The sequence below is a fragment of the Altererythrobacter sp. B11 genome, assembly GCF_003569745.1.
Taxonomy (GTDB): Bacteria; Pseudomonadota; Alphaproteobacteria; order Sphingomonadales; family Sphingomonadaceae; genus Croceibacterium_C.
In genome coordinates, this window is record NZ_AP018498.1 from 1054177 (window position 1) to 1077909 (window position 23733).

The following is a 23733-nucleotide window of genomic DNA, read 5'->3' on the forward strand; positions in this document are numbered from 1 at the left end:
CCCGCTGAACCGAGATGCCCGCGCGCGGCAGGCGCCGTCAGGCTGCGCTGCCCGCCTTCACCTTGTTCTGGAAGCTCTTGCGCAGCTTCATCAGCTTGGGGGGAATCACCGCCAGGCAATAGGGGTTCCGCTGGCCTTCGCCCTCCCAATATTCCTGATGGTAATCCTCGGCCGGATACCATTCGGAGGGACCCTCGATCGTGGTCACGGCCATTTCGCCATGCTCCGCATTCCACCGGCCGATGGCCGCCTCGGCCTCCTGCCGCTGGGCATCGCCAAGTGGGAAGATCGCGCTGCGATATTGCGTGCCCACGTCATTGCCCTGGCGGTTGAGCTGCGTCGGATCATGCGTGCCCAGGAACACGTCGAGGATCTCCGCATAGGAAATCACCGCCGGGTCATAGGTCACGCGGATCGCCTCGGCATGGCCGGTAGAGCCGCTGCACACCTGCTTGTAGGTGGGATCGGCCACGGTGCCGCCGATATAGCCGCTTTCCACTTCGCTGACGCCGACCACGTCGCGAAACACGGCCTCTGTGCACCAGAAGCACCCACCGGCCAGGATCGCCTGTTCGCTCATCTCTCAATCTCCTTCCCCGGCAAGATGGGGGCCTGCAAGCCGCTTGTCATCCCGCCCGGCTACCCTAGTCTGGCACGGGAAAGCAGGCAGGGAGTGTTGCGATGAAAAGGGTGATCTGGGCGGCGGTGGCCGCGGTGAGCATGGTGGTGCCGATGGCGGCGCAGGCGCAGGATACGCTGGACGGCGTGCTGGCCGATGCGCGCCGCGCCGAAGACGCCCCACGCGATCGCTATCGCCATCCGAGGGAGACGCTGGAATTCTTCCAGGTGGAACCCGGCATGACGGTGGCCGATTACCTGCCGGCCGGCGGCTGGTACACGCGCATCCTGGTCCCCTATCTGGGGCCGCAGGGGCGTTACATCGCCATCGGGCCCGATGTCAGCGCCATGGAAGAGCGAATGCGCAATTACATGGGCGGGCTGGCGGAGAAATTCCCCGCGAGCACGGCGAAGTGGAACCTGCCGGCGGAAGGGCCGGAGATCACTGCTTTCAACATGGATGCCTATCCCGAAGCCCTTGATGGCACGGTGGACCGGGTGCTGATCTTCCGGGAAATGCACAACCAGTTCCGCTTCGGCTGGTTGCATGACGATCTGCTCAAGATCCGCCGCATGCTCAAGCCCGGCGGGATGGTGGGTCTCACCGATCATCGCGCATCGGAGGATGCGCCCTTTTCGATGACCGACGGCAACAAGGGCTATCTGCGCCAGAGCGACGTGATCGCGCTGATGGACGCCTATGGCTTCGATCTGGTGGCGGAGAGCGAGATCAACGCCAATCCGAAGGACACCAAGGATTACGAGCGCGGGGTGTGGGCGCTGCCGCCCGGCCTTTCCGGCGCCACGGATGCGACGCGGCCGAAGCTGGAAGCGATCGGCGAAAGCGACCGGATGACGCTGCTGTTCCGCAAGCGGCCGTGATCCTGCGCGTGGGCGGCGGCACCTCTGGACTTGGCGCCATGGCGATCATACTTCCCCGCGCATGAGCACACTTACCGTCGCCGCGCTGCAACTGGCGCTGGGCTCGCAGGACGAGCAGGAGAACATCGCCGCCGTGTCCGCGCTGGTGGAGGAGGCCGCCGGGCGCGGCGCGCAGGTGATCCTGCCGCCCGAGCTCTTCTCCGGCCCCTATTTCTGCCAGGCGGAGGAGGAGGCGCTGTTTGCTCTCGCCCGCCCCACCGCGCAGCATCCCTCGGTCGTGGCGATGCAGCGGCTGGCCAAGGCGCTGGGCGTGGCGATCCCGACTAGCTTCTTCGAGAAAGACGGCCCGCATTATTACAACACGCTGGCCATGGTCGGCGCCGATGGCGAGATCATGGGCACTTACCGCAAGAGCCATATCCCCGACGGGCCGGGCTATGAGGAAAAGTTCTATTTCCGCCCGGGCAACACCGGCTTCAAGGTGTGGGATGTGTTCGGCACGCGGATCGGCGTGGGCGTGTGCTGGGACCAGTGGTATCCGGAAACGGCGCGGGCCATGGCGCTGATGGGGGCGGAGGTGCTGTTCTACCCCACGGCGATCGGCTCGGAACCCTATGACAGCGAACTCGACACCAGCCGCATGTGGCGCCGCGCGATGGTGGGCCATGCGGTGAGCAATTGCATGCCCGTGGTCGCCGCCAACCGGATCGGGGAGGAGAACGGCCAGTCCTTCTACGGCCACAGCTTCATCACCGACGAATGGGGTGATTTCCTGGCGGAATTCGGCGGCGGCAAGACCGGCGCGCTGGTGGCGCGGCTCGATCTCGCCCGTGCGGAGCGGCACCGCGCGGGCATGGGCTTCTTCCGCGACCGCAGGCCCGATCTCTACCGCCGGCTGAGCGAGGACGTTTGAAGCAGCTCTATCTGGTCGCGCTCGGATCGAACCGGCGCCATCACCGCTTCGGGCCTCCGCGTGCCGTGCTGGCGGCGGCGGCGGAGCGGATCGGGCGCAAGCTGGGGGATGTGGTGGCGCTCTCGCCGATACGCGACAGCGCACCGGTCGGCCCCTCGCTGCGGCGCTATGCCAATGGCGCGCTGGTGCTGAAGACCGGGCTCGCGCCCGAAGAGCTGCTGCGCAAGCTGAAGAAGATGGAAGCGCGCTTCGGCCGCCGCGCGCGCGGCCAGCGGTGGAGCGCACGGGTGCTCGATCTCGATCTGGTGCTGTGGAGCGGGGGTGCCTGGGCCTCCCCCGATCTCATCGTCCCGCACCCGCTGTTCCGCCAGCGGGACTTCGTGCTCGGCCCCGCCGCCGCCATTGCGCCCCGGTGGCGCGACCCATTGACCCACCTGACGCTGCGCCAGCTCCACTACCGCTTGACCCGCCACCGCCCCCTGCCTAGGTGAGCCGCCTCACCGCAAGCGCGGGGGCCCTTAGCTCAGTCGGTAGAGCAACTGACTTTTAATCAGTAGGTCGCTGGTTCGAACCCAGCAGGGCTCACCATATTTTTCGGAAGCCCTGGCTTCCGATGCTCCGATCGAAGCGGATAGAGCATTGCCCGCCCGTGCTAGCCGGCGGCGGGCAGGGTGACCACCGCCTCGAATCCCCCACCAGGCCGGTTCCTCAGGCTCAGACTCCCGCCGTGGCTCTCTGCCAGCGCTTTCACGATCGCCAGACCGAGGCCAGCCCCGCCACTGTGACGACCCCGTGATCCTTCGACGCGAACGAAGGGCCGGGGCAGGCTCTCGATCATCTCGTCCGGGACGCCCGGCCCCGAGTCTATGACCCGAACTGCCACGCGCGCTCCCCTGGATTGCAGCGAAACCTGGGCGGTCTTGCCATACTTGATGGCGTTGTCGATGAGGTTGCCGACTATGCGCCGAAAAGCCAGCGGGTTGCAGCGGCAGGGCAAAGGGTGGGTGGGCACCTCGCAGGTCACGGCAGCCCCGGTTTCCTTATGCAGGTCGACAAGGGTAAGTAACTCTTCGCGCGCGTCGATCACGCAGATGGTCGCCGCCGGCTGACTCTCCGTCTTGGCGAATAAAAGGATATCCTCGATGAGCGCGGCCATCTCCGAGACATCGGTCTGTGCGCGTTCGCGTTGGCCCTGATCCTCAATGAATTCGGCACGAAGGCGCAGCCGGGTGAGGTAGGTGCGCAGGTCGTGAGCGATCGCCGCGAGCATGGCTGTGCGCTCTTCCACCAGACCCGCAATGCGCCTCTTCATCGCATTGAGGGCCGTCGTCAGATCGCGCAATTCCGGCCCGCCCGTAAGCGGAAGATCCTGATCGCGCCCGTCGTAACGCAGGGATCGGGCATCACCCGCCAGGCGCGAGATGGGCCGGATAATCTGCAGCCAGAGCACCAGAAGCAGTGCGGCAATCACCATCGCGGCCGCACCCGCGATGATATTGTAGCGCGAGGCAATTTGCCGCAGGAGGAGCGGCGCCCGCTCGATCGCCACCACCTCGCCGGTGTGAAGTCGCACCAGCACCCGCATCGGTCCCGCAGGCGCATCCGCACCGGGGATGCCGCGACCATGGCGAACCTGCACCAGCAGTTCGCGCCCCTTCAGTTCACTGGCGAACTCGCGAAAGCGGGCATTCAGCCGGGGCGCATCGCGCATCGCCCCCGGCCCGACTGCCTCTGCCGGAACGTCGCTTAGCAGTTCTACGGTCGTTCCACCCACGCTGGCCGCGCGGGCAATCCGTTCGCGCAGATCGGGGGGGGCGGCTTCGAGCGTCTCGGCAATCTCTCGCACATCGGTGGGATTGACGAGCCTGAATGTCGCGGGCCTGCCGTCGGGCCAGATCACGGCGAGCAGAATCGCCAGTTGCAGGATGCCGAGACCGAGCACCAGTATTGCCGCTACGCGCAGCAGCAGGCTGCCCCACAACCGCTTCATGCGCTGGTCCCGGTCTCCACGGCCGGCGCGAACAGATAGCCTCCTCCGCGCACGGTTCGGATAAAGGTGGGAGCATTCGGCTGATCCCCTAGCTTCCTGCGCAATCGGCCGAGTTGCACATCGATGGTGCGATCATAGGGTGCGGCATCGCGCCCCCTTGTCCAGTCAAGCAGCTGGTCCCTTGTAAGAACCCGCTGGGGGTGCTCGAGCAGTGCCAGGAGCAGGTCGAATTCGCCGCCGGTCAGTTCGACGGGTTGGCCGTCAGCATCGGTCAGACGGCGCGATCCGGCGTCCAGCGACCAGCCGGCGAAGCGGTAAAACCGCGCCGGATGCGCCTGTGGCCGGTGGGCCTCTCGCGTTCGTCGCAGAACGGCGCGGACCCGGGCGAGCAGTTCGCGCGGGTTGAAGGGCTTGGGCAGGTAATCGTCGGCGCCGAGCTCAAGGCCGAGGATGCGATCAATGTCGTCGCTTTTGGCAGTGACCATGATCACCGGGACCGGAACGGGCATGGCTTGCAGACGGCGGCAGATCGACAACCCGTCTTCGCCAGGCAGCATCAGGTCCAGCAACACGAGGTCGATCCGGCGCCGCGCAAGCAGACGGGTGAGTTCGGCGCCATCGGAACACGGGCAGGCTTCGAATCCTTCACGTCCAAGCAGGCCCGCGACAAGCTCGCGGATCTCCGGATCGTCCTCAACCAGCGCGATGACGGTGCGCTGCGTGCTTTCGTCCCCAGCCATGGTTGCAATTCGCTCCGCAATCGGGGGGCGCACAAGCGCAAAGTTTGCCGGTTACATTTCGTTGCCGTTCGTCACCTGCGGGTGATCGCCGGCTTACTCTGCACCGCCACTGTCTGATCAGTTACAAACCACGGAGTAAAAGACGTGAAAATCAGGACACTCTCGATCGCCGCGGCAATCGGCCTCGCAAGCTTCGGCGTGTTCGCCGGGTCACCCGCGGAAGCGCGCGAGCATGGTCGGATCGTACGCGGCCAAGGCCCGAATGGCGGAGGCTACGTGGCTGGACGGCATGTCGCTCGCGAACCTGGATCAGCTACGGTGACCCGCGGAGCGGCTACCCGGGATGGCCGGGGTTATCGTCAGGTCCGGGAATCCGACTGGGGCGACGGCACTTTCACGAGCAGCACCCAGCGGCGCTATGCCGATGGGGACAGCGTGCAGCGCAGCGGGACGGTAACCCGCGGTGACGGTTCCCTTTCCACCAGCCTGAGCCGCACAGGCAGGCAGGGCAACAGCCAATCGGGCTGGAGCACGATCTATCGAACCGACGACGGCTACACTCGCAGCAGCGGTGCCAGCACTTCGCAAGGTCGCGGCTACTCTGCGACCCGCGACGTTTCCGTCTCGGATAGCGCCGTCACGATCCAGACCGATGCCGCCACCAATGGCGGGCGCACGGTATCGCGCACCCGCACCGTTCCGCGGCCGAACTGAGAAAGGACGAGGAAATGACAAAGTCTATCGCGCTGCTTCTCGCCGTCGTCGCCGCCGGCGCTGCCAGCCCGGCACTCGCCCAGATGCAGTTCGAACCGGGGGAGATGCTCGCTCGCGCCGATGCCGATGGTGATGGTCGCATCACGCGAGCCGAAAACCGCGCAGCACGGGAGCAGACCTTCGCCCGGATCGACCGCAACGGTGACGGAATGATCACTTCGCAAGATCTACCCGGCCGCCGGAGCGGCGAGCGGCTGCAGAAACTCATCGCCAGCCTCGACGCTGATGGAGACGGACGCGCGTCGCGAAAGGAATTCGTCGAAGGCCGCACTGTCGCCTTCGACCGCGCCGACGCGAACCACGACGGCGCCGTCGACAGAGATGAACTTGCCTCCTTCCGGGAAGCTGCAGCCCAGCTGCGCTCCCGGTAGGCGGCACCGCCGACGGCCGCTGCCCCGTGCCCCCACGCCGAGGCCGTCGGCGGGCTTCTCTTGTGCCGCTTCAAGGCAGTTCTGACCACCAGCACTGCCGCCTCTGCACACAACGCATTGCACTTAAGAAGGTCAGGGCTCATCACCCTACCAGCGCTTCAGCCCGGTCCGGAGGGGGCGAGGCAGCATTGGTTGCGCCCGCCGTGCTTGGCTCGGTACAATTCGCGATCCGCCCGCTCGAGCCATTCCGCTGCCTCGCAACCCGCCTGCAGCGGGGCGATGCCGAAGCTGGCGGTTACCCTGATGCCGGGATGATCGGGCAGGCGGAGGGTTTCGATGGCGGCGCGGAAGCGCTCCGCCACGCCCAGCGCGTCGGCCGCGCCGGTTTCCGGCAGCAGCAGGCCGAATTCCTCGCCGCCCAGTCGCCCCAGCGCATCCCCCGCGCGCAGCACGGGTGCACAGGCAGCGGCCACGGCGACGAGCACGGCATCCCCTGCGGGATGCCCGAAGCGATCATTGATTGCCTTGAAATGATCGATGTCGAAGATGGCGAGCGCGCCGGGCCTGGCGTAGCGCGTGAAGCGGGTCACCTCCCGCTCCGCCTCCTGCAGCAAGGCCCGGCGGGTGAGGATGCCGGTCAGGAAATCGCGTTGGGCGATGCGGCGCATCTCCAGCCAGTCCAGCACCAGTTCGGCCAGCTTGCGCATGATCTCGATCTGCTGCGGCGGAAATATCCGCGGCACATTGTCCATCGCGCAGAGCGCGCCAAGGGCGTAACCCTCCCGGTTGACGAGCGGAATGCCGAGATAGCTGGCGATGTGCGGCTCGCCCCTCACCAGCGGCGAATCGCGGAAGCGCGCATCCTGGCAAGTGTCGGGGACCACCAGGGCCTCGTTCGTCAGGATCGTGTGTTCACAGAGGGAGATGTCACGCGGCGTTTCGCTGCGGTCGACTCCGCGCCGGGCCTTGAACCATTGTCGCTCTCCGTCGACGAAGGTGACCGTCGCGATCGGCACGTTCAGCGTCATGCGGACGAGATCGGTTATGCTTTCGAAGGGCTGTTCCGCCCCCGTGTCCAGTATTTCGTAATCCGCCAGTGCGGTCAGCCGGTCGTCTTCCCGGCACGCCAAGTTCGTGCTCATGCGCCCTCTCGTTTCTACGTAGGGGTTGAGCAAGCGAGTTTAATTTTTTGTTAATGGATCAACAGGATGGGCTGAGCGCGGCTGGGAGAAGCGACGGACCCTGGCACGGATCGTCAGCTCATTTGCGGAAGCGTGGCGAGTGCGCCGAGGACGGTGGAGTAATAGTCCTGCTCCCCGGCCGTGCCGGGCAGCGCCGGCGGCTTGCCGGTGGTGCGATAGACCACCGCCATTCCCCCGGCGGACAGAGGATAGGGGGCGGTTTCGCCGGTCTGCACATCCACCCAGGCGGGGATCGGGCGATCCTGCGCCAGATAGGCGTTCCAGAAATGGGCGAAGTCCGACAGGGCGCCCGTGCGGCCGCCCAGCGCGAGATAGAGCGGCACGCGAATGGCGTCGAAGCCGAAGCGGGCGGGCCGCCCCTGTGCCGGCTCCACCTGCCCGCCGGGCAGCAGGTCGATCCAGTCGGTTGGCAGGGCCAGCGCGCCGAAGCGCGCCTTCATCAGCAGCTCCTCGCCATCCGCGATCAACCGCTTCCATTCCTCGGCACTGTCTGCCGCATGGAAGGCGTCCAGCGCCGGCCAGATGTAATAGGCGGGGTTCAGCGTGGTGCGTTCCGGACGGTCGAAGCCGGCGAGGCCGGGAAGCAGAACCAGCGATCCGCCGCGATCGACCACCAGGTTCTGACGGATCGCCGTGCGAACCGCAGCGGCGCGCTCGAGATAGCCCTTGCCGCTCCATTTCGCGCCCGCGATCATCAGCGCCCACGCGATAAGAATGTCGCCGTCGCTGGCGTTGTTCGTATCCGCCACCGGAACCGCCTGCGAAGGATCGTAGCGCCAGGAGTAGAGCGCGAGATCCTCACGGGCGAGCGTGGCTTCCGTCCAGCCGTGCATTGCCGCGAATGCCTCGGCATCGCCCGCCATCGCGGCGAGGAGCATGCCATAGCCCTGGCCTTCGGAATGGCTGATGCCGCCGTTGCCCGTGTCGACGATCCGCCCGTCCGGGCTGAGGAAGCGGGTCTTCATCGCATACCAGCCGCTCATGTCGGTCAGGCTGGGCGCGGTCTTGCCTGCGCTGCACCCGACAGAGGCGAGGGCGCCACCCATGGCGACCAGCAGGGTGCGCCGGTCAAAGTCCATGGCGGAGTTCGACCTGCCCCGCGGCAGTGCGGATCACGCGGGTGTGCAGCCGGGTGCTGTCGCTGCCCATTTGCCGGAACCAGTGGTCATAGGCGCCTTCCAGCACGGGCGGCAGCAGCTCACCCCAGTCCTGCAACTGGTCGCGCTCCGGCGGCGGCAGGCCGCGATGGATGATGTCGATCCCTTCGTCATCCAGTTCGAAGCCGACGCTGCCCCATTTGAGAGTCGCCCAGAATCCGTTGATGCGCTCTGCCAGCACGGCGAGTTCCGCCTCGTTCGCCACCGGCAACAGGCCGGCAAGGCGGCGGCCGATGGCGACCAGCAGGCCCCGGCACTGCTCGGCCGTGCCGCAGCCGGCAATTTCCTCGAGCATGAGGCGCCCAAGAATTGCCAGCGAACGCTCCTCGTCGGCGGCGGACCATGTGCTGGAAGTGATAGCAGAAACGAACATCTATCTGGTGGCTCCTATCTGCTGGCGAATGCCCAGCAAGGTCCGGAATTCATCGTAAACACCGAAGCTGTTGTATTGGAACTCGCCGCCGATGCGCGTGCGCGGGGACACTTCGTAATAGGCCGAGCCGTCCGCGGCGAGCGCGAAGCCGGTCTGGCTGATCGTGTCATACCGTGCGCGCACGTCAGAATTGATGACCTTCAGGGCATCCAGTGCGGCCTGCGCTCCCGCATCGGTTGGATAGAGCGCTTCGCCCGTCTGCTCGTAGCTCTGGAAGCCGGGCGAGAGGCCGGCGGTGATCTCCAGCGCATCGCGATCATAGGTGTAGCGGATGGGGAAGCTGACGCTGAGGAAGCTCTGCGGGCTGAAATAGCCGCCGTGGCCGAAGGTGAAGTAATTCTGGTTGTTGTCGAAGGCCTGGTAGTTGCCATTCACCCCGAGCGTCAGCTGCGAGCTGGCGTCGCGATAGGCGCGGAAATAGGCGCCGCCGTTGATCTGCACGCCTTCGTTGTTGCGCACGTTGCGGCCGGTGTAGCGGCCATAGCTGCCATCGGCATAGAAGCCGGTGCCGTCGCGGTCCCAGGAGAAGGAGATGCCGCCGCCAGTCCGCGTGACCGCACCCCATTCCGCTCCGGTCACCGGATCGGTAGTCCCCGCATAGGAGACGACGCTGTCGGTCACCGGGCGGCGCTCCGCCCAGATGCGCCCGGTGGCGTAGGGCGACAGGCGCGGCTTCACCGCGATCCCGCCGGCAAAGCGCGTGTTGCCGAAGCCGAGCGGCGTGGTGCCGGCGTCCAGCGAGACGAGATTGCTTTCATAGCCGGCCGAGAGGGCGACGCCGCTGGCGTGCTGCGTGTCGGCGTCCACGAAGTCGGACGGCTGCTGATCGACGATGGCCTGGGCCTCGATCGTGGCGTTGCGGCCGAAGCGGGCGAGGCCCGAACCGCTTGGCCGCCCCGCGTCGATCACCACTGCCTGCGCCTGTGCCGAGACGCGGCCGCCGGCAAAGTCGGTGGAAAGCTGCGCCGTGGCGCCGATTTCCTGCAGTTCGCTGAGGCCCTCTTCGCCCGAACGGTTGCGGAAGGTGGTCTTGAAATCCATGCGCGGGCCGGTTTCGGCCGCGAGTTGCTGCAGATCCTGCTGGATCTGGTCGAGCACCGGATCGCCGGTGCGCCCGGCCATGCCACCCGGCGCCTGCCCGATGCCCGGCGCTGAGGGCGCCATGGCGCCGGCCATGCTCCCATAATTGCCATAGGCCGGTACGGCGGCGCTGCCATAGGCCGGAGCCGCGCCGGGAAGGGGCGCGCTCGCGGAAGTGAAGGGGCTGCCTGACGCCGGCATGGCGGCCGCACCATAAACGGGGGCGTCGCCATAGGCCGGCGCACGGCGCGCCAGATCGGGGTTGGTGCCCAGCGCGAAGGGATTGACCGAGGCCAGACCGCCCGCAGCGGGGGCGGGCATATGGCTGAACGGGTTGGCCGCGGGGAAGCCGCCGGCGGCGAGGCCGCTCTTCGCCAGATAGACCTCCCGCGCTCGTTCCAGCATCGCCCGGGCGCCGCGTTCGTCGCCGCTGGCGCGGCGGAAGCGGGCGCCGGCGAGATAGACCTCATGCGCATCGGGGTGCGCGCGGATGGCCTTTTCCAGCGCCTGCTGCGCCAGCTGGCGATCCCCGGCGGCGGAGGCGGAATCGATGAGCCCGATCAGCGCGCCCTGGTCATCCGGCCTTTTCTGCAGCACCATCTGGAAGGTCTGCGAAGCCTGCAGCGACAGCCCGCCGGATTGATAGAGGCGGGCCAGCGCCGCGAGGATTTCCACATTGCCGGGCGCGCGGTTCCACGCCGACTGGAGCAGATCGAAGCTCTCCGCATAGCGGCCTGCCTCGCGCAGCTGGTCTGCCTGGACGGCAGTGATGGTTCCGTTCAGCCGTGCCACCATCTGTGCACCTTCTGGCGTATCGCCCACGGCTTCGTTCACCCGCTGCAGCGCGGACAGCGCAAAGGCTTCCTGCCCGGTCTGCGCCAGCACGCGAATGATCGGTTCGTAGCTTTCGGCATCGCCCGGATTGCGATCCAGCGCCTGCCGGGCGAAATCGCCGGCGCCTGCCGTATCGCCCAGCTCGTAGAGCGCGCTGGCAATCTCCGCCAGCGATCCGGCGCCGAGGCCGGGCGTGGCGGCGATCTGGCGAAGGCCGGCCACCGCCTGCTGCGTCTGCCCGCCGGCTGCAAGGTTGCGGGCGCGGTCCACGGCCGTATCGACCTGCAGCCCGGCGACAAATTCGGTCATTTCCGCGCTCGTCTGATCGCGCGGAATGCGGGCCATCATCTGCTGCGCCTCGCCCGGACGGCCGAGCCGGTCGAGCAGCAGGGCGGCAGCATAGAGCGGTTCGGCACCGCCCTTGAGGGCGAGGTTCTGGATCAGCGAATCCACTTCCGCCACCCGCCCGCGATCCATCAGGAAGCGGCCGTATTCATAGCGGATCCAGGGATCGGCCGGATCGGCCAGCATGCCTTGCTGGAACAGCAGCTCAGCGCCGGATTCGTCGCCGTTCTGGCGCGCGGCAAGGGCCTGCTGGCGCAGCGCATTCACCTCGTAGCGGCGCCGGGCCTCCGCCGTCGTGCCGGCCTGCTGCGCGGCCTTCCGCGATACCGTGGCGGCATCTTGGTAGCGCCCCTGCTTTTCGTAAACCGCGGCCAGCAGATCGAGCGCGGGGGCGCTGTCCTGATATCCGGACCCAGCGAGCCGTTCGGCCATTTGCCGCGCGGAGTCGAGCTCGCCGCGATCGAAAGCGGCGCGCGCATCGCCCAGCGTGGCGAAGAAGTCGGCGGAGGCGAGCGCTTCCGCCCAGCGGCTGGCCGAACCGCGCTGGGAGGCGCGGCGCAGCAAGTCGCGCGCGTCGGCGAAGCGGTTCTGGCGCAGGCGTACGAGGCCTAGGCCGCCGAGGCTGTCCGCATCGTTCGGCGCGCGTGCGAGCGCGCTGTCGAAGGCGCGGGCCGCATCGGTGAGGCGGCCGGCTTCGAGCGCCTGGAAACCGGCGGCACGATCGCGGCCTGCCTGTTCGCTGGCTGTCGGGGCACGCGGAGCCTGCGGCTGTTCAGGGGCGGGCCGGCGCGGTGCAGCGGCAGGCGCGGGCGCATTGCCTTGCGGCGCCGGCTGCGGTGCGGGCGAGGGGGCCGGCGTGGGCGCGGGTGCAGGGCCGCGCAGGCCCCGGCGCGCCTCCACATTGTCGGGGTCGATTTCCAGCACGCGGCGATAGGTCTGGACCGCGCGGTCATGGCGGCCGCGCTCTTCCCAATAGCGCGCCTGTTCCAGCAGCGCGCTGACGCCGGTGGATTGCGCTGCAGCCGGCAGCGGGGCGGTAAGGGCCAGCGCCGCAGTGGAGCAGAGCGCGATCAGACAGAAGCGGCGCATGTCAGCCCTCTTCATTCTGGAGGCGTTTGCGCTGCTGGCGCTGCAGCACGGCGTAGATCGGCCCGGCGACCAGCAGAGCGACGATCAGCCCGGCGAGGGCCAGCAACAGCGGGTGCCGGCTGAACCAGTGCCCGATGGAGACCCACCAAGGCAGTTCACCCACCCAGTAATCCGGCCCGACGACGAAGCTCGTCATGCCGTCACCCCGCACGAGCGACAGGTCGCCCTGCACCCCGGCGATCACGTCCACGTCTTCAAGGTCGGTGATCATGCCCGGCAGCTCGTTGGTGTCGGTGGCGAGCACGGCCACCACGCTGCGATCGGAATCGAAGGGGGACTGGAAGCCCGCCATGCCGAGGAAGTGGTCGGTGCTGTACAGCACCTCGTTCACTGCGGTGGGTTCGTCACGGTCGCGATCGGAGAACAGGGCCATGCCCCGGTCGATTACGCCGCCTTCGCTGACCTGCAGCCGGTCCTGATCGAAACGCACCGGGGCGCCGTCAAACAGCTCGGAAGAGCCGGCAAGGCCGGCGGGGCCGATCACCAGTATGTCCTTCGCCCGCAGCCTTTCGGCATCCGCCTGGCGCATCACGTCGGCGCGGGTCACCGGCGTGCCGGTGGAATCGCCGAAGCGGCCCATGACCATGAGGAAGGCTTCCACCGTCCCCTGCCCGGCATTGCCCGGCAGGATCACTGCGGTTTCCGCAAGGTCAGGCTGGACCGTGAAGGGGTAGCCGCCGCCGACGAAGGTCGAAAGATCAGGCATCCGCATGGCGTGATAGGCGCCGCTGAGGTCGATCTCGCTGGTCGGCAGGATGCTCACGCGCACATTGTCCGGTACGCGGCCCTGGCAGCGCTGCATGTTCGCCAGGATCAGATTGTAATCGAAGATCAGCTGGTTCTGGCCGAACAGGTTATAGGAAGGGAGGATCAGATTCGCGGCAGAGGTGCGCGAGGTGGCGCCCGGATTGTCCCACCACTGGCCCCACCAGCTGGAAGAGAGCGGCAGCGTCTGCAGATATTGGTTGTTCACCGAGACATCGAGCCGCGAGGCGCGCTGATCGAGCCAGGTCGCGGTGGGATAGCGATAGCGCAAGTCCAGCCGCGCCCCGCTCTTGGGCCAGAAGAAGAGGTCCGGCGCGAGGCGGAACTCCGCCGTCAGCGGGCCCGGCGGCAGGCCCTGCCCCTGCAGAGCATAGGCTTCGGTCAGCTGGCCGAGCGCGATCGGACGATCGGTGGGGAGCCAGCGCGGCGCGCCGTAATGGGCGAAGCCGGGGATGCGGATCCCGTCGAGCGAAGCCAGCCCGCCGCCGGCGAGGCCGGTCGCGAAGGGGAGGCCGGCCGCGGCCTGCTTCAGTTCCTGCGTATTGCGGCCCATGATGACCAGCAGCTGGCCATAGGGATCGCGCGGATTGGCGCGCACGACCACTGACGGGCCGTCGATCGCCTGGTCGAGCCCGGCCACGCGGCGGTTCGGCGTCATGAAGACGATGGCGTTGCCGGCGGGCAGGCTGCCGAAGCTCACCGGGAAGCGGAAGCCGCGATAGCTGGCGAGGCTGCCGAACCACGAAGCCATGCTGGCGGCGGCTTCCAGCTCCGCATCGTCGGGCGTGCCGGCGAAAACGAAGGGCAGGTTGAGCGGCAGGACGCTGGCCTTTTCGAAGAACGGCCGCGGCAGCTTGGCCAGATCGGGCGGCAGCGCCAGCCGCTGCGCCTGCAGATCGAGGAAGGAGCGGGTGTTGCTGACATTGGCCCACAGCGAAGAATGGAACGGGTCCTCGCAATCGCGAGTGTAATGGCCGAGAAAGCGCAGGTTCAGCCGGTTTTCACCCGGCAGGAACAGCGCCGGCTGCACATCCATCGTCACGGTCATGCCGTCGGACCCGCTACGCGCGAGGCGCACCGTGTCCACCGTTTCCCCGTTTACCAGGACGACCATCTGGCTCAGATCCTGCAGCAGCGAGGGCGAATAGGCGAAGGTCAGCGTGAAGCGTGCCTTCGTCACCACTTCGTTCTCGGCGATGCCGAAGGGAATGCCGATTTCGCCCCGCGTGCCCGCGAGCCGCACCGGCTGCTTCACGGCGAGATCCTTCAGCGTCATGCGCAGGCTGCGCGACGCGGATGGACCGGTCGCCCGGCTCGCTGTCGCCGCGGGCTGCGTGGGCTGTGCGAAGGCATCCTGCGGCGCAGCGAGCACGCCCAGCGCGACGGCGAGAGCGATCGCTGCGGCCTTGGCAAGTGTGGCGGCGGGCGGGGCCTTCTTCCTGCCGACGATAAGCCGCAGGGTGGTGAAATCGACCTTCACGATATCTCCGAGAGAACGCAGGGTGGAGGTAGGGGGATAGGGCGCCTCGCGCTGCCAGGCGTCTGCCCGGCCCATCACCGCCCGCACCAGCTGGCGTGAAAGCAACTGGTCCAGCTCGCCGAAGCGCAGCCGGGTGAGATTCTTGTCCGTCCGCATGGTTTCCACCGGCACGGTCAGCGCCTCGTCCCCCATCGGCAGCGATACGTCGGTGACTTCGCGGCCGGCGAGGTTGAAGCCGGCCGGCAGGCGCGCGGAGACGCCGCCCAGCGAGATGTCGACCGTGCGGCCTTCGACCACATGGCCATCATCGAAGTAGATCGTCACCGGCATGTCGGTGGGCACGCGGATGTGCTCGCGCACCTGGCGCTTCTCGCGAGCGACGGAAACTGCCGCCAGGAGGATAATCAGGCTGAAGGTCGCCCATGCCGTGTTGAGCGCCAGCGTGCTCAGCTGCACGGCGAAGATTTCAGGAAACAGCAGGTATTTGGCCAGACCGAACAGCAGGCCGAAGACCAGCAGCCCGATGGTGATCATATGCGGGCGCACCGTATCGAGATCGAAATAGGTGCGATCGAGCAGCCCGCCCTTGTCGGTCACGTTGAACTTGCCCTTGCGCGGCTGGAACCAGGTGAACACCGTCGGGCGCACGAGATGGAAGGCCAGGATCGTCTCGTATATCTCGCCCCAGAAGGGCCGCCGGTCGCCGCCCTGCAGCCGTTCGCTGGAGATCATCGAGATCACCAGATGCGGCAGGGCATAGGCGAAGATCATCAGCGCGGAGGCGTGGATGATGTTCTGCCCGGCAATCAGATAGGCCAGCGGGGAGGTGAGGAACACGATCCGCGGCAGCGGAAACTGGAAGTGCAGCATCGCATTCAGGTAACAAAGGCGCTGCTGCCAGGTCAGGCCGGGGCCGCGCAGCGGATTATCGATGCGCAGGATCTGCGTCATCCCGCGCGCCCAGCGGATGCGCTGGCCGATGTGCAGCACCAGCCGTTCCGTGGCGAGGCCGGCGGAAAGGCGCGCATCGAGATAGGCGGTGTTCCACCCCATGCGCTGCAGCTTCAGCGCCGTGTGGGCATCCTCCGTCACGGTTTCGCCCGCAAAGCCGTTGGTCTGCATCAGCGCCTCGCGGCGGATGATCGCGCAGGAGCCGCAGAAGAAGGTGGCGTTCCACAGGTCGTTGCCGCGCTGCACAGGGCCGTAGAACAGGTCCCCTTCCCCGGGCAGGTCTTCCGCCGTGCTGAGATTGCGCTGCACCGGATCGGGCGAATAGAAATGGTGCGGCGTCTGCATCAGCGCCAGCCGCGGGTCGCGCTGGAACCAGCCTACGCTCAGCTGCAGGAAGGCGCGGGTGGGAACGTGGTCGCAATCGAAGATCGCGATCAATTCGCCGTCCGTCTTCTTCATCGCGGCGTTGAGATTGCCCGCCTTGGCATGAAGATTGTCGCTGCGTGTCAGATAGCCGCAGCCCGCCTGCTTGGCGAACAGGCGGAACTCGTCGCGCCGACCGTCGTCCAGAATGAACACCCGGAACCGATCGGCGGGATAATCCATGTCCATGGCGGCGAAGACCGTGTGCTTCACGATCTCCAGGCTCTCGTTGTAAGTCGGGATGAACACGTCGACCATCGGCCACTGGTCGGGTTCGCCCATCACCTCCACCACCTTGCGCTCCAGCGGCCAGATGGTCTGGAGGAAGCCGAGCCCCATGATGACCCAGGCGTAGAGTTCAGCCAGATAGAGCCCGCCGCCCAGCAGCAGTTCAGGCAGGGTGTTGAATTCCAGCGTCTGTGTGGTGCGCCAGACGATGTAGCGCGTGGACACGAGCATGGCGACGGCGGCCAGCACGATGGTCGCCCGGCGGCCCTTCGCCTGCGCCAGGATAACTGCCGCGATGATCACGGCGGCGGCGAATGTCCACTGCTCGACCAGATCGAGCGGCACGAAGATCACCAGCGCGGCGAGAAAGGCGAGCGCAATGGCGGCGGGAAACCGGAGCAGGCGGGAAAGAGGCATGAAGCGGTGTCCTTGTCGCTCAACCGGCGCGCTGCGCGGTGTGGCCGTCCATGCCTGCCGCCCCGTCCAGCTCCACGATGGGGGCATCGCAACGGGCGAGCACCGCATCGGCGAGCGCTTCGAGATCCGGAAGGACCACGCTTTGCGGTGCCGACTTTGCGAGCGTCTCGAACGTCGCGAGCGCTTCCGGCACGGCCTCGTCGCGCCGCACGGTGGCGATCAGCTGATCGCCGAAGACTTCCCGGATGAAGCGGTGCGTGTGGCGGGATAGCTTGCGCCGGTCCTCCAGCTGGTTGAGCACCAGCGCGGTCTTCTCCATCTTCGAGACCGGAACCTCCCGGGCCAGCCGCGTGAGACTGGCAAGCGATGCGGGCTCGGGGAGCAGGGCCGAAAGATGCAGATCGGCATCCGGCAGGAGCAGGTCGAACAGCGCCCGATCGCCAGCGGCAATGTCGACGATCACCACCTCATTTGCACTGCCGTTGCAAAGCTCTTGCACGGCCGCCGCAGTGTCGGCCGGGTCGCGCTGCTCGTCATAGCCGTCGATCAGGTTGACGTCGGCGATAGCCAGCGGTTCGCGGGTGGCTGTAAGGAAGCCGGGCAGGAACTGGTTCGGCAGCAGCCCGAAATGGAGCTTGAGCGAATCCTGCCCGGTCAAATCCACAGCGGTGACGCGGCGGCCCCGGCGTGCGGCGCCCAGCGCCAGCTGCGCGGCAAGGAAGGTCGTCCCGACGCCGCCCTTGGCAGCATGACAGAGAATGACGGTCATCCGCGCTCTCCCCCCAGCCGATTGAAGAAGGAACGAAGGTCGACCACCTCCGTCTGCCCGCCTTTCGCCGCGCTATCGTCAGCCGGTTCCGCTTCGGGCGCGGGTTGCGACCCGTAGGCGGACAGCAGTGAAGACAATTGCTGCTCCAGCGGGTGGCCTTCGGGCACCGGCACGCTTGCCGGTGCGGCTTCGGCCGCCACCGCCTTCGCGAATTCCGCCTCGCGCTGCTCAACGCGCGAGAGCTTGCGCTCCACGATCCGGGGATCGTTCAGCAAAGCTTCGAAGATCGGCCACAGCTCCAGATCCGCATAGCGGTCAGGAAACTCCCGATAGTGAATTTCCTGGCGGTTGAGCTTCTGCAGCAAGGCGCTGGCGTCTGATCGCATAGGTCCGAATTCCTTCAGTCCTGCAGATCGCTAGGCGGCTTTGGTTAAGAAGCCGTTGAATAATCCGCACGCCATGACGCGGACGCGGAGCGATCACTCTGAAATGCAAGGCAATCCGCGGATGGCATACTTCCTGTGGCGGGAATGGACCTGTCGGTTTCCCTCGCGCTCTGCCACGGTTGCAGGACGTAGCGGGCAATTCCGGCCACCATCCGCGTATAAACGACCCGGCGGTGCGAATTTCCTGCCCGCCGGGCATTGGCGCGGGGGCGAGAATAGGCAAGGGTGGATCGGGCCGGCTGACTGGCCGCGCACGCCTGATCTGCCAGCCGGAGCGACATCTTGAACTTGCTGCTCATCTCTGCCCTGCCGTTTCTCGGTGCCCTGGCGGTCAGCCTGGGCGCGCGGCTGGGCCGGATGGCGCATGCGGCGATCGCCGCCGCCTTCACCCTGGCTGCGCTGCTGCCGGTGCTGGCCGCCGCGCCGGCCGTGCTCGCCGGAGGGCGGCTTTCCACCCGGATCGAATGGATTCCCCTGCTCGGCCTCAATGCGGATTATTTCCTCGATCCGCTGGGGCTGATGTTCGCCGGGCTGATCCTGGGCATCGGCCTGCTGGTGATCATCTATGCCGCCTTTTACCTCGCCGCCGGAGAGGCGACGGCGCGCTTCTTCGCCTTCCTGATGCTGTTCCAGGGGGCGATGCTGGGCATCGTCCTGTCGGACAACATCCTGCTGCTGCTGATCTATTGGGAACTGACGAGCCTTTCTTCCTTCCTGCTGATCGGCTTCTGGTCACACCTCCCCGAAGGCCGGCAGGGCGCACGCATGGCGCTGGCGGTGACGGGGGGCGGCGGGCTGGCGCTGATCGCGGGCATGCTGCTGCTCGGCCAGATTGCCGGCTCCTATGATCTCACCCGCATTCTCGCCGCGCGGGAGGTGGTTCAGGCGGCGCCGCTCTATCCGCTGGCGCTGGTGCTGATCCTGATCGGCTGCTTCGCCAAATCGGCGCAGTTCCCGTTCCACTTCTGGCTGCCGCACGCCATGGCCGCGCCCACGCCGGTCAGCGCCTATCTCCACAGCGCGACCATGGTGAAGGCCGGGGTGTTCCTGCTGGCGCGGCTGTGGCCGGTGCTTTCGGGCACCGATTTGTGGTTCTACCTCGTTGCCACCACCGGCCTCGTCACCATGCTCGCCGGGGCGGCCATCGCCCTGTTCAAGGATGATCTTAAGGCGCTGCTGGCCTATTCCACCATCAGCCATCTCGGCCTGCTGACGATGCTGTTCGGCTTTGCCACGCCCATGGCGGCGGTGATCGGCGTGTTCCACATCCTCAACCACGCCACCTTCAAGGCCGCGCTGTTCATGAACGCCGGGATCGTGGATCATGAAGTGGGCACGCGCGATGCGCGGCGGCTGGGTGGGCTGGTGCATCTGATGCCGATTGCGGCGACGCTGGGTACGATCGCCGGCCTCTCCATGGCGGGCCTGCCGCCCTTCAACGGCTTCCTGTCGAAGGAGATGATGCTGGAGGAGGCGGCGCACACGGGCTGGGCCGGGCAGGCCTGGCTGGTGCCGGTGATCGCCACCATCGCGGCGCTGCTTTCGGCCGCTTATTCCTTCCGCTTCGTGGTGCAGGTCTATTTCGGGCCGAAGCGCAGCGATTATCCGCATGCCCCGCACGATCCGGGCATCGGCCTGTGGGCGGCGCCCGCGGTGCTGGTGCTGCTGGTGGTGCTGATCGGCCTGTTCCCCGGCCTGCTCGCGGGCGGACTGGTGCGGGCCGTCTCCGGCGCGGTGATCGGCGCGGAGCCGCCCCATTTCGCCTTGAAGATGTGGCACGGGCTGACCCCTGCCCTGTTGATGAGCGCGATCGCAGTGCTGGGCGGCGCGGCGCTGCTGTGGCGCCACGCCGGTGCCGAAGCGGTGTGGCGGCGCCTGCCGATCCCCGTGGCGAAGCGCCTGTTCGACGGGGCGATGGCGCTGCTGGTGGCGGGAAGCCGCGCTGTTACCGATCGCGTGAACACCGGCTCGCTGCAGCGGACGCTGTTCGTGCTGCTGGTGGTGTCGCTCGCGCTCGGGCTGGAGGGGATCGCCACGGGCGACTACCGGCCGGGCGTGCGGGCGCCGCTCACTGCTTCGCCCGTCGTGATGCTCGCCTGGCTTGCGCTGCTGGGAGGCACGGTGGCGGTGGTGCTTTCCGAAGGGCACCGCTTCCTGTCGCTCGTCTATATCAGCGTGATCGGCCTCGTCGTCTCGCTCGGCTTCATCTACCTCTCCGCCCCCGATCTCGCGCTCACGCAGATCTCGGTGGAGGTGGTGACGATCCTTCTCCTGCTGCTGGCGCTCAACCTGCTGCCCAAGATGCCGCCGTCGGTGGATTCGGGCACGCGCCGCCTGCGCGATGCGGTGTTGGCCGTGCTCGGCGGGGGCGGGGTGGGCTGGCTCGCCTACGCCGTCATGATGCGCCAGCCGCGTGATCCGATCTCCGCCTTCCACTGGGCCGAAGCCAAGCCGGGCGGCGGCGGGACCAATGTGGTGAACGTGATTCTGGTGGATTTCCGCGGGTTCGATACCTTTGGCGAGATCATCGTGCTGGGCATTGCGGCGCTGGGCATCTTCTCCCTGCTGCAGACGGCGGTGCGCGGCACTTCCGGCCGACGGCTGATGGCGTGGATCCCCGATCTGGTCCGCTCGCCCGAACGGCACCCGATGATGCTGGTGGTCGCCAGCCGGCTGATCCTGCCGATGGCGATGGTGGTCGCGCTCTACATCTTCCTGCGCGGGCACAACATGCCGGGCGGGGGCTTCATCGCCGGGCTCGTGTTCTCCATCGCCATGCTGGTGCAATACATGGCCTCGGGCTTTGCCTGGGCGGAGGAGCGCAGGCGGATCGAACGCCATGCGCTGATCTGCTTCGGCGTGCTGATCGCGGCGGCCACGGGGCTGGGCGCGATGGCCTTCGGCCACCCCTTCCTCACCAGCGACTTCGGCTATTTCCACCTCCCACTGGTGGGCGAGGTGGAACTGGCCACGGCCATGCTGTTCGACGTGGGCGTGGCGCTGGCCGTTGTGGGCGCGGTGATGCTGGCGCTGGCGCAGCTGTCCAACGCCACGCGCCGGGCGGAGAAGCTGGAGCGGACCGAGCATCCGATGGACATCGACCCGAGCCGCACGGCAGGGGTGCAGCCATGAGCGTGGAATTCTTCGTCGCCAGCGCCATCGGCGTGCTGATGGCTGCGGGCATCTATCTGGTGCTGCGCGGCCGCACCTTCCCCGTGGTGCTGGGGCTGGCGATGCTGTCCTACGCCATTAACGCCTTCCTCTTCGCCATGGGCCGGCTGGCGGTGAACAGCCCGCCGATCTATTCGGCGGATGCCCCCGGCTACACCGACCCGCTGCCGCAGGCGCTGGTACTGACGGCCATCGTTATCTCCTTCGGCATGACCGCCTTCGTCGTCGTCCTCGCGCTGCGGTCCTATCTCGAGATCGGCACCGACCACGTCGATGGCGAGCCCGAGCGGGACGAGGCCGCCGCCAGACGCGGGGATGACGGCGCATGAACCTGATCATGGCCCCCATCCTCGTACCGGCCGTGGTCGCCGCGCTCACCGTGCTGCGCATCTCGCGCAACACGCGGCTCGGGCGCTATCTCTCGATCGGCGCCACGGTGCTGACGCTGGCGAGCGCGCTGGCGCTGTTCGCGCAGGCTTCGGGCGGCGCCATCCACACCTATCAGCTGGGCGATTGGCCCGCGCCCTTCGGCATCGTGCTGGTGCTGGACCGGCTGGCGGCGCTGATGGTGCTGCTCACCAGCCTGCTGGCGCTGGCGGTGCTGGCCCATGCGGTGCTGACCGGGCTGGACCGGCGGGGGTGGCATTTCCACCCGCTGTTCCAGTTCCAGCTGCTGGGGCTCAACGGCGCCTTCCTCACCGGCGATCTGTTCAACCTGTTCGTGTTCTTCGAAGTGCTGCTGATCGCCTCCTACGGGCTGCTGCTCCACGGGCAGGGGGCGCAGCGGCTGCAGGCGGGCGTGCAATATGTGGTGGTGAATCTCGTCGGCTCGATCCTGTTCCTGATCGCGGTCGGCATTCTCTACGGCGTCACCGGCACGCTCAATATGGCCGACATGGCGCTGCGCATCGCGCAGGCTCCCGCGGGGGACCAGCCGCTGATCCGCGTGGGTGCGCAATTGCTCACTGCTGTCTTCGCGCTCAAGGCCGCGCTGCTGCCGCTCCACCTCTGGCTTCCGCGCGCCTATTCCAGCACGTCCGCCCCCGTGGCGGCGCTGTTCGCCATCCTGACCAAGGTCGGCGTCTATTCCATCCTCCGGGTCACCACGCTGGTGTTCGGCGCGGAGGCGGGCGTGGTCGCCTGGGCCCCGTCAGGCTGGATGCTCCCGGCCGCGCTGCTGAGCCTGCTGGCGGGCTTCATCGGCGTGCTGGCCGCGCGGCGCCTGCGCGTGCTTGCCGCCTTCGGAGTGATCGGATCGACCGGCACGCTGCTGGCTGCGGTGGCGCCGTTCGATCGCGCCTCCACCGTTGCGGCGCTCTATTACCTGCCCCATTCCGTGCTGGCGGGTGCACTGATGTTCCTCACCGCGGACCTGATCGGTCGCGCGCGGGCGGAGGAGGATGACCGGCTCGTCCCCGGGCGGCCCTTCGCGCGGGAGGGGCAGCTGTCGCTGCTGTTCCTGCTCGCCGCGATCGCGCTGGCCGGCCTGCCGCCGCTCTCGGGCTTCGTGGGCAAGCTGCTGATCCTCTCGGCAACCGCGGTCCTGCCCGCCGCGCCATGGATCTGGGCGGCGATCCTGCTTTCCACCTTCCTCGCCATGCTGGGCCTCGCCCGCGCCGGCAGCGTGCTGTTCTGGAAGCGCGCGGGCGGGGAAGCGAGTGAACGCCCGCGCGGCAAGGCCATTCCCACCGCTCCCGCCTGGGGCGTGGTGGTGCTGATCGGGCTGTTGACGGCGCTGGCCGGCCCGGCCACCCGCTATGCCGAAGCCACGGCGGGGCAGCTGTTCGCGCCGCAGGCCTATATCGCGGCGGTGCTGGGTATTGAAAGGACGGCCCCCTGATGCGCAGGCTCTTCCCCCACCCCGGGCTCAGCGGCATGCTGGTGATCGTCTGGCTGCTGCTGGCGAATGGTCTGTCCGTGGGCGGCGTGCTGATGGCGCTGGCGGTGGGCGTGCTGGTGCCGCTGTTCACCTCCCCTTATTGGAGCGCCAAGCCCCGCCTGCGCTTCGGCTGGGCGATGGTGGATTATCTCGCGATCGTGACGTGGGATATCGTGGTGGCCAATTTCCAGGTCGCCTGGCTGATCCTGTTCCGCCGCAATCGCGATCTGCGCGCCTGCTGGCTGGCGATCCCGCTGGACGTGCGCCAGCCGGAGGCGATCACCACGCTGGCCGGCACGATCAGCCTCACCCCCGGTACCGTGACGGCCGATGTTTCGGCAGATGGCCGCATGCTGCTGGTCCATGCGCTGGACCTCGCCGACCGGGATGCGGAGATCGCCCGCATCAAATCCCGCTACGAAGCCCGCCTGATGAGGATTTATAAATGATCGCCCTTGCGCTCTCTGCCGGCTTCACGATGATCGCCGCGGCGATCGCGCTGAACGCCTGGCGGCTGTTCGCCGGCCCGACGCGGGGGGATCGTATCCTGGCGCTCGACACGATGATCATCAACGCGATCGCGCTGATCGTGCTGTTCGGGATCTATGAGCGGACGGCCTTCTATTTCGAAGCGGCGCTGCTGCTGGCCATGGTCGGCTTCGTGGGAACGGTGGCCTATGCCAAGTTCCTGCTGCGCGGCGACATCGTGGAATAGG

The 23733-nt window shown here is 67.3% G+C and carries 20 protein-coding genes and 1 tRNA gene; 11 read left to right on the forward strand and 10 right to left on the reverse strand.

Going from position 1 to position 23733, the window contains the following annotated elements; all coding sequences use genetic code 11:
- Positions 1-37 precede the first annotated feature (37 nt).
- A complete protein-coding gene (gene msrA / locus AEB_RS05060) occupies positions 38-580 on the reverse strand; it encodes a peptide-methionine (S)-S-oxide reductase MsrA (protein WP_119082209.1) in 543 nt (180 codons plus the stop codon).
- Between the two features lie 101 nt (positions 581-681).
- Between msrA and AEB_RS05065 the strand changes: the two genes are divergently transcribed.
- From AEB_RS05065 to AEB_RS05080, 4 genes are all read left to right on the forward strand, one after another.
- Positions 682-1500: a class I SAM-dependent methyltransferase gene (locus tag AEB_RS05065; RefSeq protein ID WP_119082210.1), complete on the forward strand. Its 819-nt coding sequence runs from the start codon at positions 682-684 to the stop codon at positions 1498-1500.
- Between the two features lie 61 nt (positions 1501-1561).
- Entirely contained in the window at positions 1562-2413 is an 852-nt protein-coding gene (aguB, locus tag AEB_RS05070) for an N-carbamoylputrescine amidase (protein WP_119082211.1), read from the forward strand.
- Positions 2410-2904: a 2-amino-4-hydroxy-6-hydroxymethyldihydropteridine diphosphokinase gene (gene folK, locus AEB_RS05075; RefSeq protein WP_119082212.1), complete on the forward strand. Its 495-nt coding sequence runs from the start codon at positions 2410-2412 to the stop codon at positions 2902-2904. Before aguB ends, folK begins: the two co-directional genes overlap by 4 nt.
- Positions 2905-2925: 21 nt before the next feature.
- Positions 2926-3001: transfer RNA gene (locus AEB_RS05080), tRNA-Lys, on the forward strand.
- Between the two features lie 64 nt (positions 3002-3065).
- Here AEB_RS05080 and AEB_RS05085 read toward each other — a convergent pair.
- Both AEB_RS05085 and AEB_RS05090 read right to left on the reverse strand, forming a co-directional pair.
- On the reverse strand, positions 3066-4394 hold the full coding sequence (locus tag AEB_RS05085) for a sensor histidine kinase (protein ID WP_172593008.1): 1329 nt from the start codon (positions 4392-4394) through the stop codon (positions 3066-3068).
- Positions 4395-4399: 5 nt separating this feature from the next.
- Positions 4400-5143, reverse strand: a complete 744-nt coding sequence (locus AEB_RS05090) for a response regulator (protein WP_119082214.1) — start codon at positions 5141-5143, stop codon at positions 4400-4402.
- 144 nt (positions 5144-5287) lie between these two features.
- Between AEB_RS05090 and AEB_RS05095 the strand changes: the two genes are divergently transcribed.
- Positions 5288-5857 (forward strand): hypothetical protein, encoded by a 570-nt coding sequence (locus tag AEB_RS05095; protein WP_145985266.1) that lies wholly within the window; start codon positions 5288-5290, stop codon positions 5855-5857.
- 14 nt (positions 5858-5871) lie between these two features.
- Positions 5872-6288 (forward strand): EF-hand domain-containing protein, encoded by a 417-nt coding sequence (locus AEB_RS05100; protein WP_119082216.1) that lies wholly within the window; start codon positions 5872-5874, stop codon positions 6286-6288.
- 158 nt (positions 6289-6446) lie between these two features.
- On the opposite strand, the gene AEB_RS05105 is transcribed toward AEB_RS05100, so the two are convergent.
- The 7 genes from AEB_RS05105 to AEB_RS05135 form a co-directional block, all read right to left on the reverse strand.
- Positions 6447-7430 carry a sensor domain-containing diguanylate cyclase gene (locus AEB_RS05105; RefSeq protein WP_119082217.1) on the reverse strand — a complete coding sequence of 328 codons (984 nt, stop codon included), beginning with the start codon at positions 7428-7430 and terminating at the stop codon, positions 6447-6449.
- Between the two features lie 113 nt (positions 7431-7543).
- Positions 7544-8569 (reverse strand): glycosyl hydrolase family 8, encoded by a 1026-nt coding sequence (locus tag AEB_RS05110; protein WP_119082218.1) that lies wholly within the window; start codon positions 8567-8569, stop codon positions 7544-7546.
- Positions 8559-9020, reverse strand: coding sequence for a cellulose biosynthesis protein BcsD (bcsD, locus tag AEB_RS05115; RefSeq protein ID WP_119082219.1), 462 nt, complete (start codon positions 9018-9020; stop codon positions 8559-8561). Before bcsD ends, AEB_RS05110 begins: the two co-directional genes overlap by 11 nt.
- A complete protein-coding gene (locus AEB_RS05120; RefSeq protein ID WP_119082220.1) occupies positions 9021-12428 on the reverse strand; it encodes a cellulose synthase subunit BcsC-related outer membrane protein in 3408 nt (1135 codons plus the stop codon). It lies immediately after the preceding gene.
- Between the two features lies 1 nt (position 12429).
- On the reverse strand, positions 12430-16752 hold the full coding sequence (gene bcsA / locus AEB_RS05125) for a UDP-forming cellulose synthase catalytic subunit (RefSeq protein WP_119082221.1): 4323 nt from the start codon (positions 16750-16752) through the stop codon (positions 12430-12432).
- 19 nt (positions 16753-16771) lie between these two features.
- Positions 16772-17521: a cellulose synthase operon protein YhjQ/BcsQ gene (locus AEB_RS05130; RefSeq protein WP_119082222.1), complete on the reverse strand. Its 750-nt coding sequence runs from the start codon at positions 17519-17521 to the stop codon at positions 16772-16774.
- Positions 17518-17907, reverse strand: a complete 390-nt coding sequence (locus AEB_RS05135) for a hypothetical protein (RefSeq protein ID WP_119082223.1) — start codon at positions 17905-17907, stop codon at positions 17518-17520. Before AEB_RS05135 ends, AEB_RS05130 begins: the two co-directional genes overlap by 4 nt.
- A 342-nt stretch (positions 17908-18249) precedes the next feature.
- On the opposite strand from AEB_RS05135, the gene AEB_RS05140 reads away from it, so the two are divergent.
- The 5 genes from AEB_RS05140 to AEB_RS05160 are packed head-to-tail and all read left to right on the forward strand — an operon-like array spanning position 18250 to position 23732.
- The gene (locus AEB_RS05140) at positions 18250-21099 is read left to right on the forward strand and encodes a monovalent cation/H+ antiporter subunit A (protein ID WP_119082224.1); all 2850 of its coding nucleotides are present in this window, start codon (positions 18250-18252) and stop codon (positions 21097-21099) included.
- Positions 21096-21467 (forward strand): Na+/H+ antiporter subunit C, encoded by a 372-nt coding sequence (locus AEB_RS05145; protein ID WP_188115289.1) that lies wholly within the window; start codon positions 21096-21098, stop codon positions 21465-21467. The genes AEB_RS05140 and AEB_RS05145 overlap by 4 nt, the downstream gene beginning before the upstream one ends.
- A complete protein-coding gene (locus tag AEB_RS05150) occupies positions 21464-22978 on the forward strand; it encodes a monovalent cation/H+ antiporter subunit D (protein ID WP_119082225.1) in 1515 nt (504 codons plus the stop codon). Before AEB_RS05145 ends, AEB_RS05150 begins: the two co-directional genes overlap by 4 nt.
- Positions 22978-23466, forward strand: a complete 489-nt coding sequence (locus AEB_RS05155; RefSeq protein ID WP_172593009.1) for a Na+/H+ antiporter subunit E — start codon at positions 22978-22980, stop codon at positions 23464-23466. The genes AEB_RS05150 and AEB_RS05155 overlap by 1 nt, the downstream gene beginning before the upstream one ends.
- Positions 23463-23732 (forward strand): K+/H+ antiporter subunit F, encoded by a 270-nt coding sequence (locus tag AEB_RS05160; RefSeq protein WP_119082227.1) that lies wholly within the window; start codon positions 23463-23465, stop codon positions 23730-23732. Before AEB_RS05155 ends, AEB_RS05160 begins: the two co-directional genes overlap by 4 nt.
- Position 23733: the final 1 nt, after the last annotated feature.

What these genes read in the sequence shown, in the direction of transcription:
- msrA (WP_119082209.1), bottom strand. Translation starts at nt 580, where the DNA reads ATGAGCGAACAGGCGATCCTGGCCGGTGGGTGCTTCTGGTGCACAGAG.
- AEB_RS05065 (WP_119082210.1), top strand. Translation starts at nt 682, where the DNA reads ATGAAAAGGGTGATCTGGGCGGCGGTGGCCGCGGTGAGCATGGTGGTG.
- aguB (WP_119082211.1), top strand. Translation starts at nt 1,562, where the DNA reads ATGAGCACACTTACCGTCGCCGCGCTGCAACTGGCGCTGGGCTCGCAG.
- AEB_RS05090 (WP_119082214.1), bottom strand. Translation starts at nt 5,143, where the DNA reads ATGGCTGGGGACGAAAGCACGCAGCGCACCGTCATCGCGCTGGTTGAG.
- AEB_RS05100 (WP_119082216.1), top strand. Translation starts at nt 5,872, where the DNA reads ATGACAAAGTCTATCGCGCTGCTTCTCGCCGTCGTCGCCGCCGGCGCT.
- AEB_RS05105 (WP_119082217.1), bottom strand. Translation starts at nt 7,430, where the DNA reads ATGAGCACGAACTTGGCGTGCCGGGAAGACGACCGGCTGACCGCACTG.
- AEB_RS05110 (WP_119082218.1), bottom strand. Translation starts at nt 8,569, where the DNA reads ATGGACTTTGACCGGCGCACCCTGCTGGTCGCCATGGGTGGCGCCCTC.
- bcsD (WP_119082219.1), bottom strand. Translation starts at nt 9,020, where the DNA reads ATGTTCGTTTCTGCTATCACTTCCAGCACATGGTCCGCCGCCGACGAG.
- AEB_RS05120 (WP_119082220.1), bottom strand. Translation starts at nt 12,428, where the DNA reads ATGCGCCGCTTCTGTCTGATCGCGCTCTGCTCCACTGCGGCGCTGGCC.
- bcsA (WP_119082221.1), bottom strand. Translation starts at nt 16,752, where the DNA reads ATGCCTCTTTCCCGCCTGCTCCGGTTTCCCGCCGCCATTGCGCTCGCC.
- AEB_RS05130 (WP_119082222.1), bottom strand. Translation starts at nt 17,521, where the DNA reads ATGACCGTCATTCTCTGTCATGCTGCCAAGGGCGGCGTCGGGACGACC.
- AEB_RS05135 (WP_119082223.1), bottom strand. Translation starts at nt 17,907, where the DNA reads ATGCGATCAGACGCCAGCGCCTTGCTGCAGAAGCTCAACCGCCAGGAA.
- AEB_RS05145 (WP_188115289.1), top strand. Translation starts at nt 21,096, where the DNA reads ATGAGCGTGGAATTCTTCGTCGCCAGCGCCATCGGCGTGCTGATGGCT.
- AEB_RS05150 (WP_119082225.1), top strand. Translation starts at nt 21,464, where the DNA reads ATGAACCTGATCATGGCCCCCATCCTCGTACCGGCCGTGGTCGCCGCG.
- AEB_RS05155 (WP_172593009.1), top strand. Translation starts at nt 22,978, where the DNA reads ATGCGCAGGCTCTTCCCCCACCCCGGGCTCAGCGGCATGCTGGTGATC.
- AEB_RS05160 (WP_119082227.1), top strand. Translation starts at nt 23,463, where the DNA reads ATGATCGCCCTTGCGCTCTCTGCCGGCTTCACGATGATCGCCGCGGCG.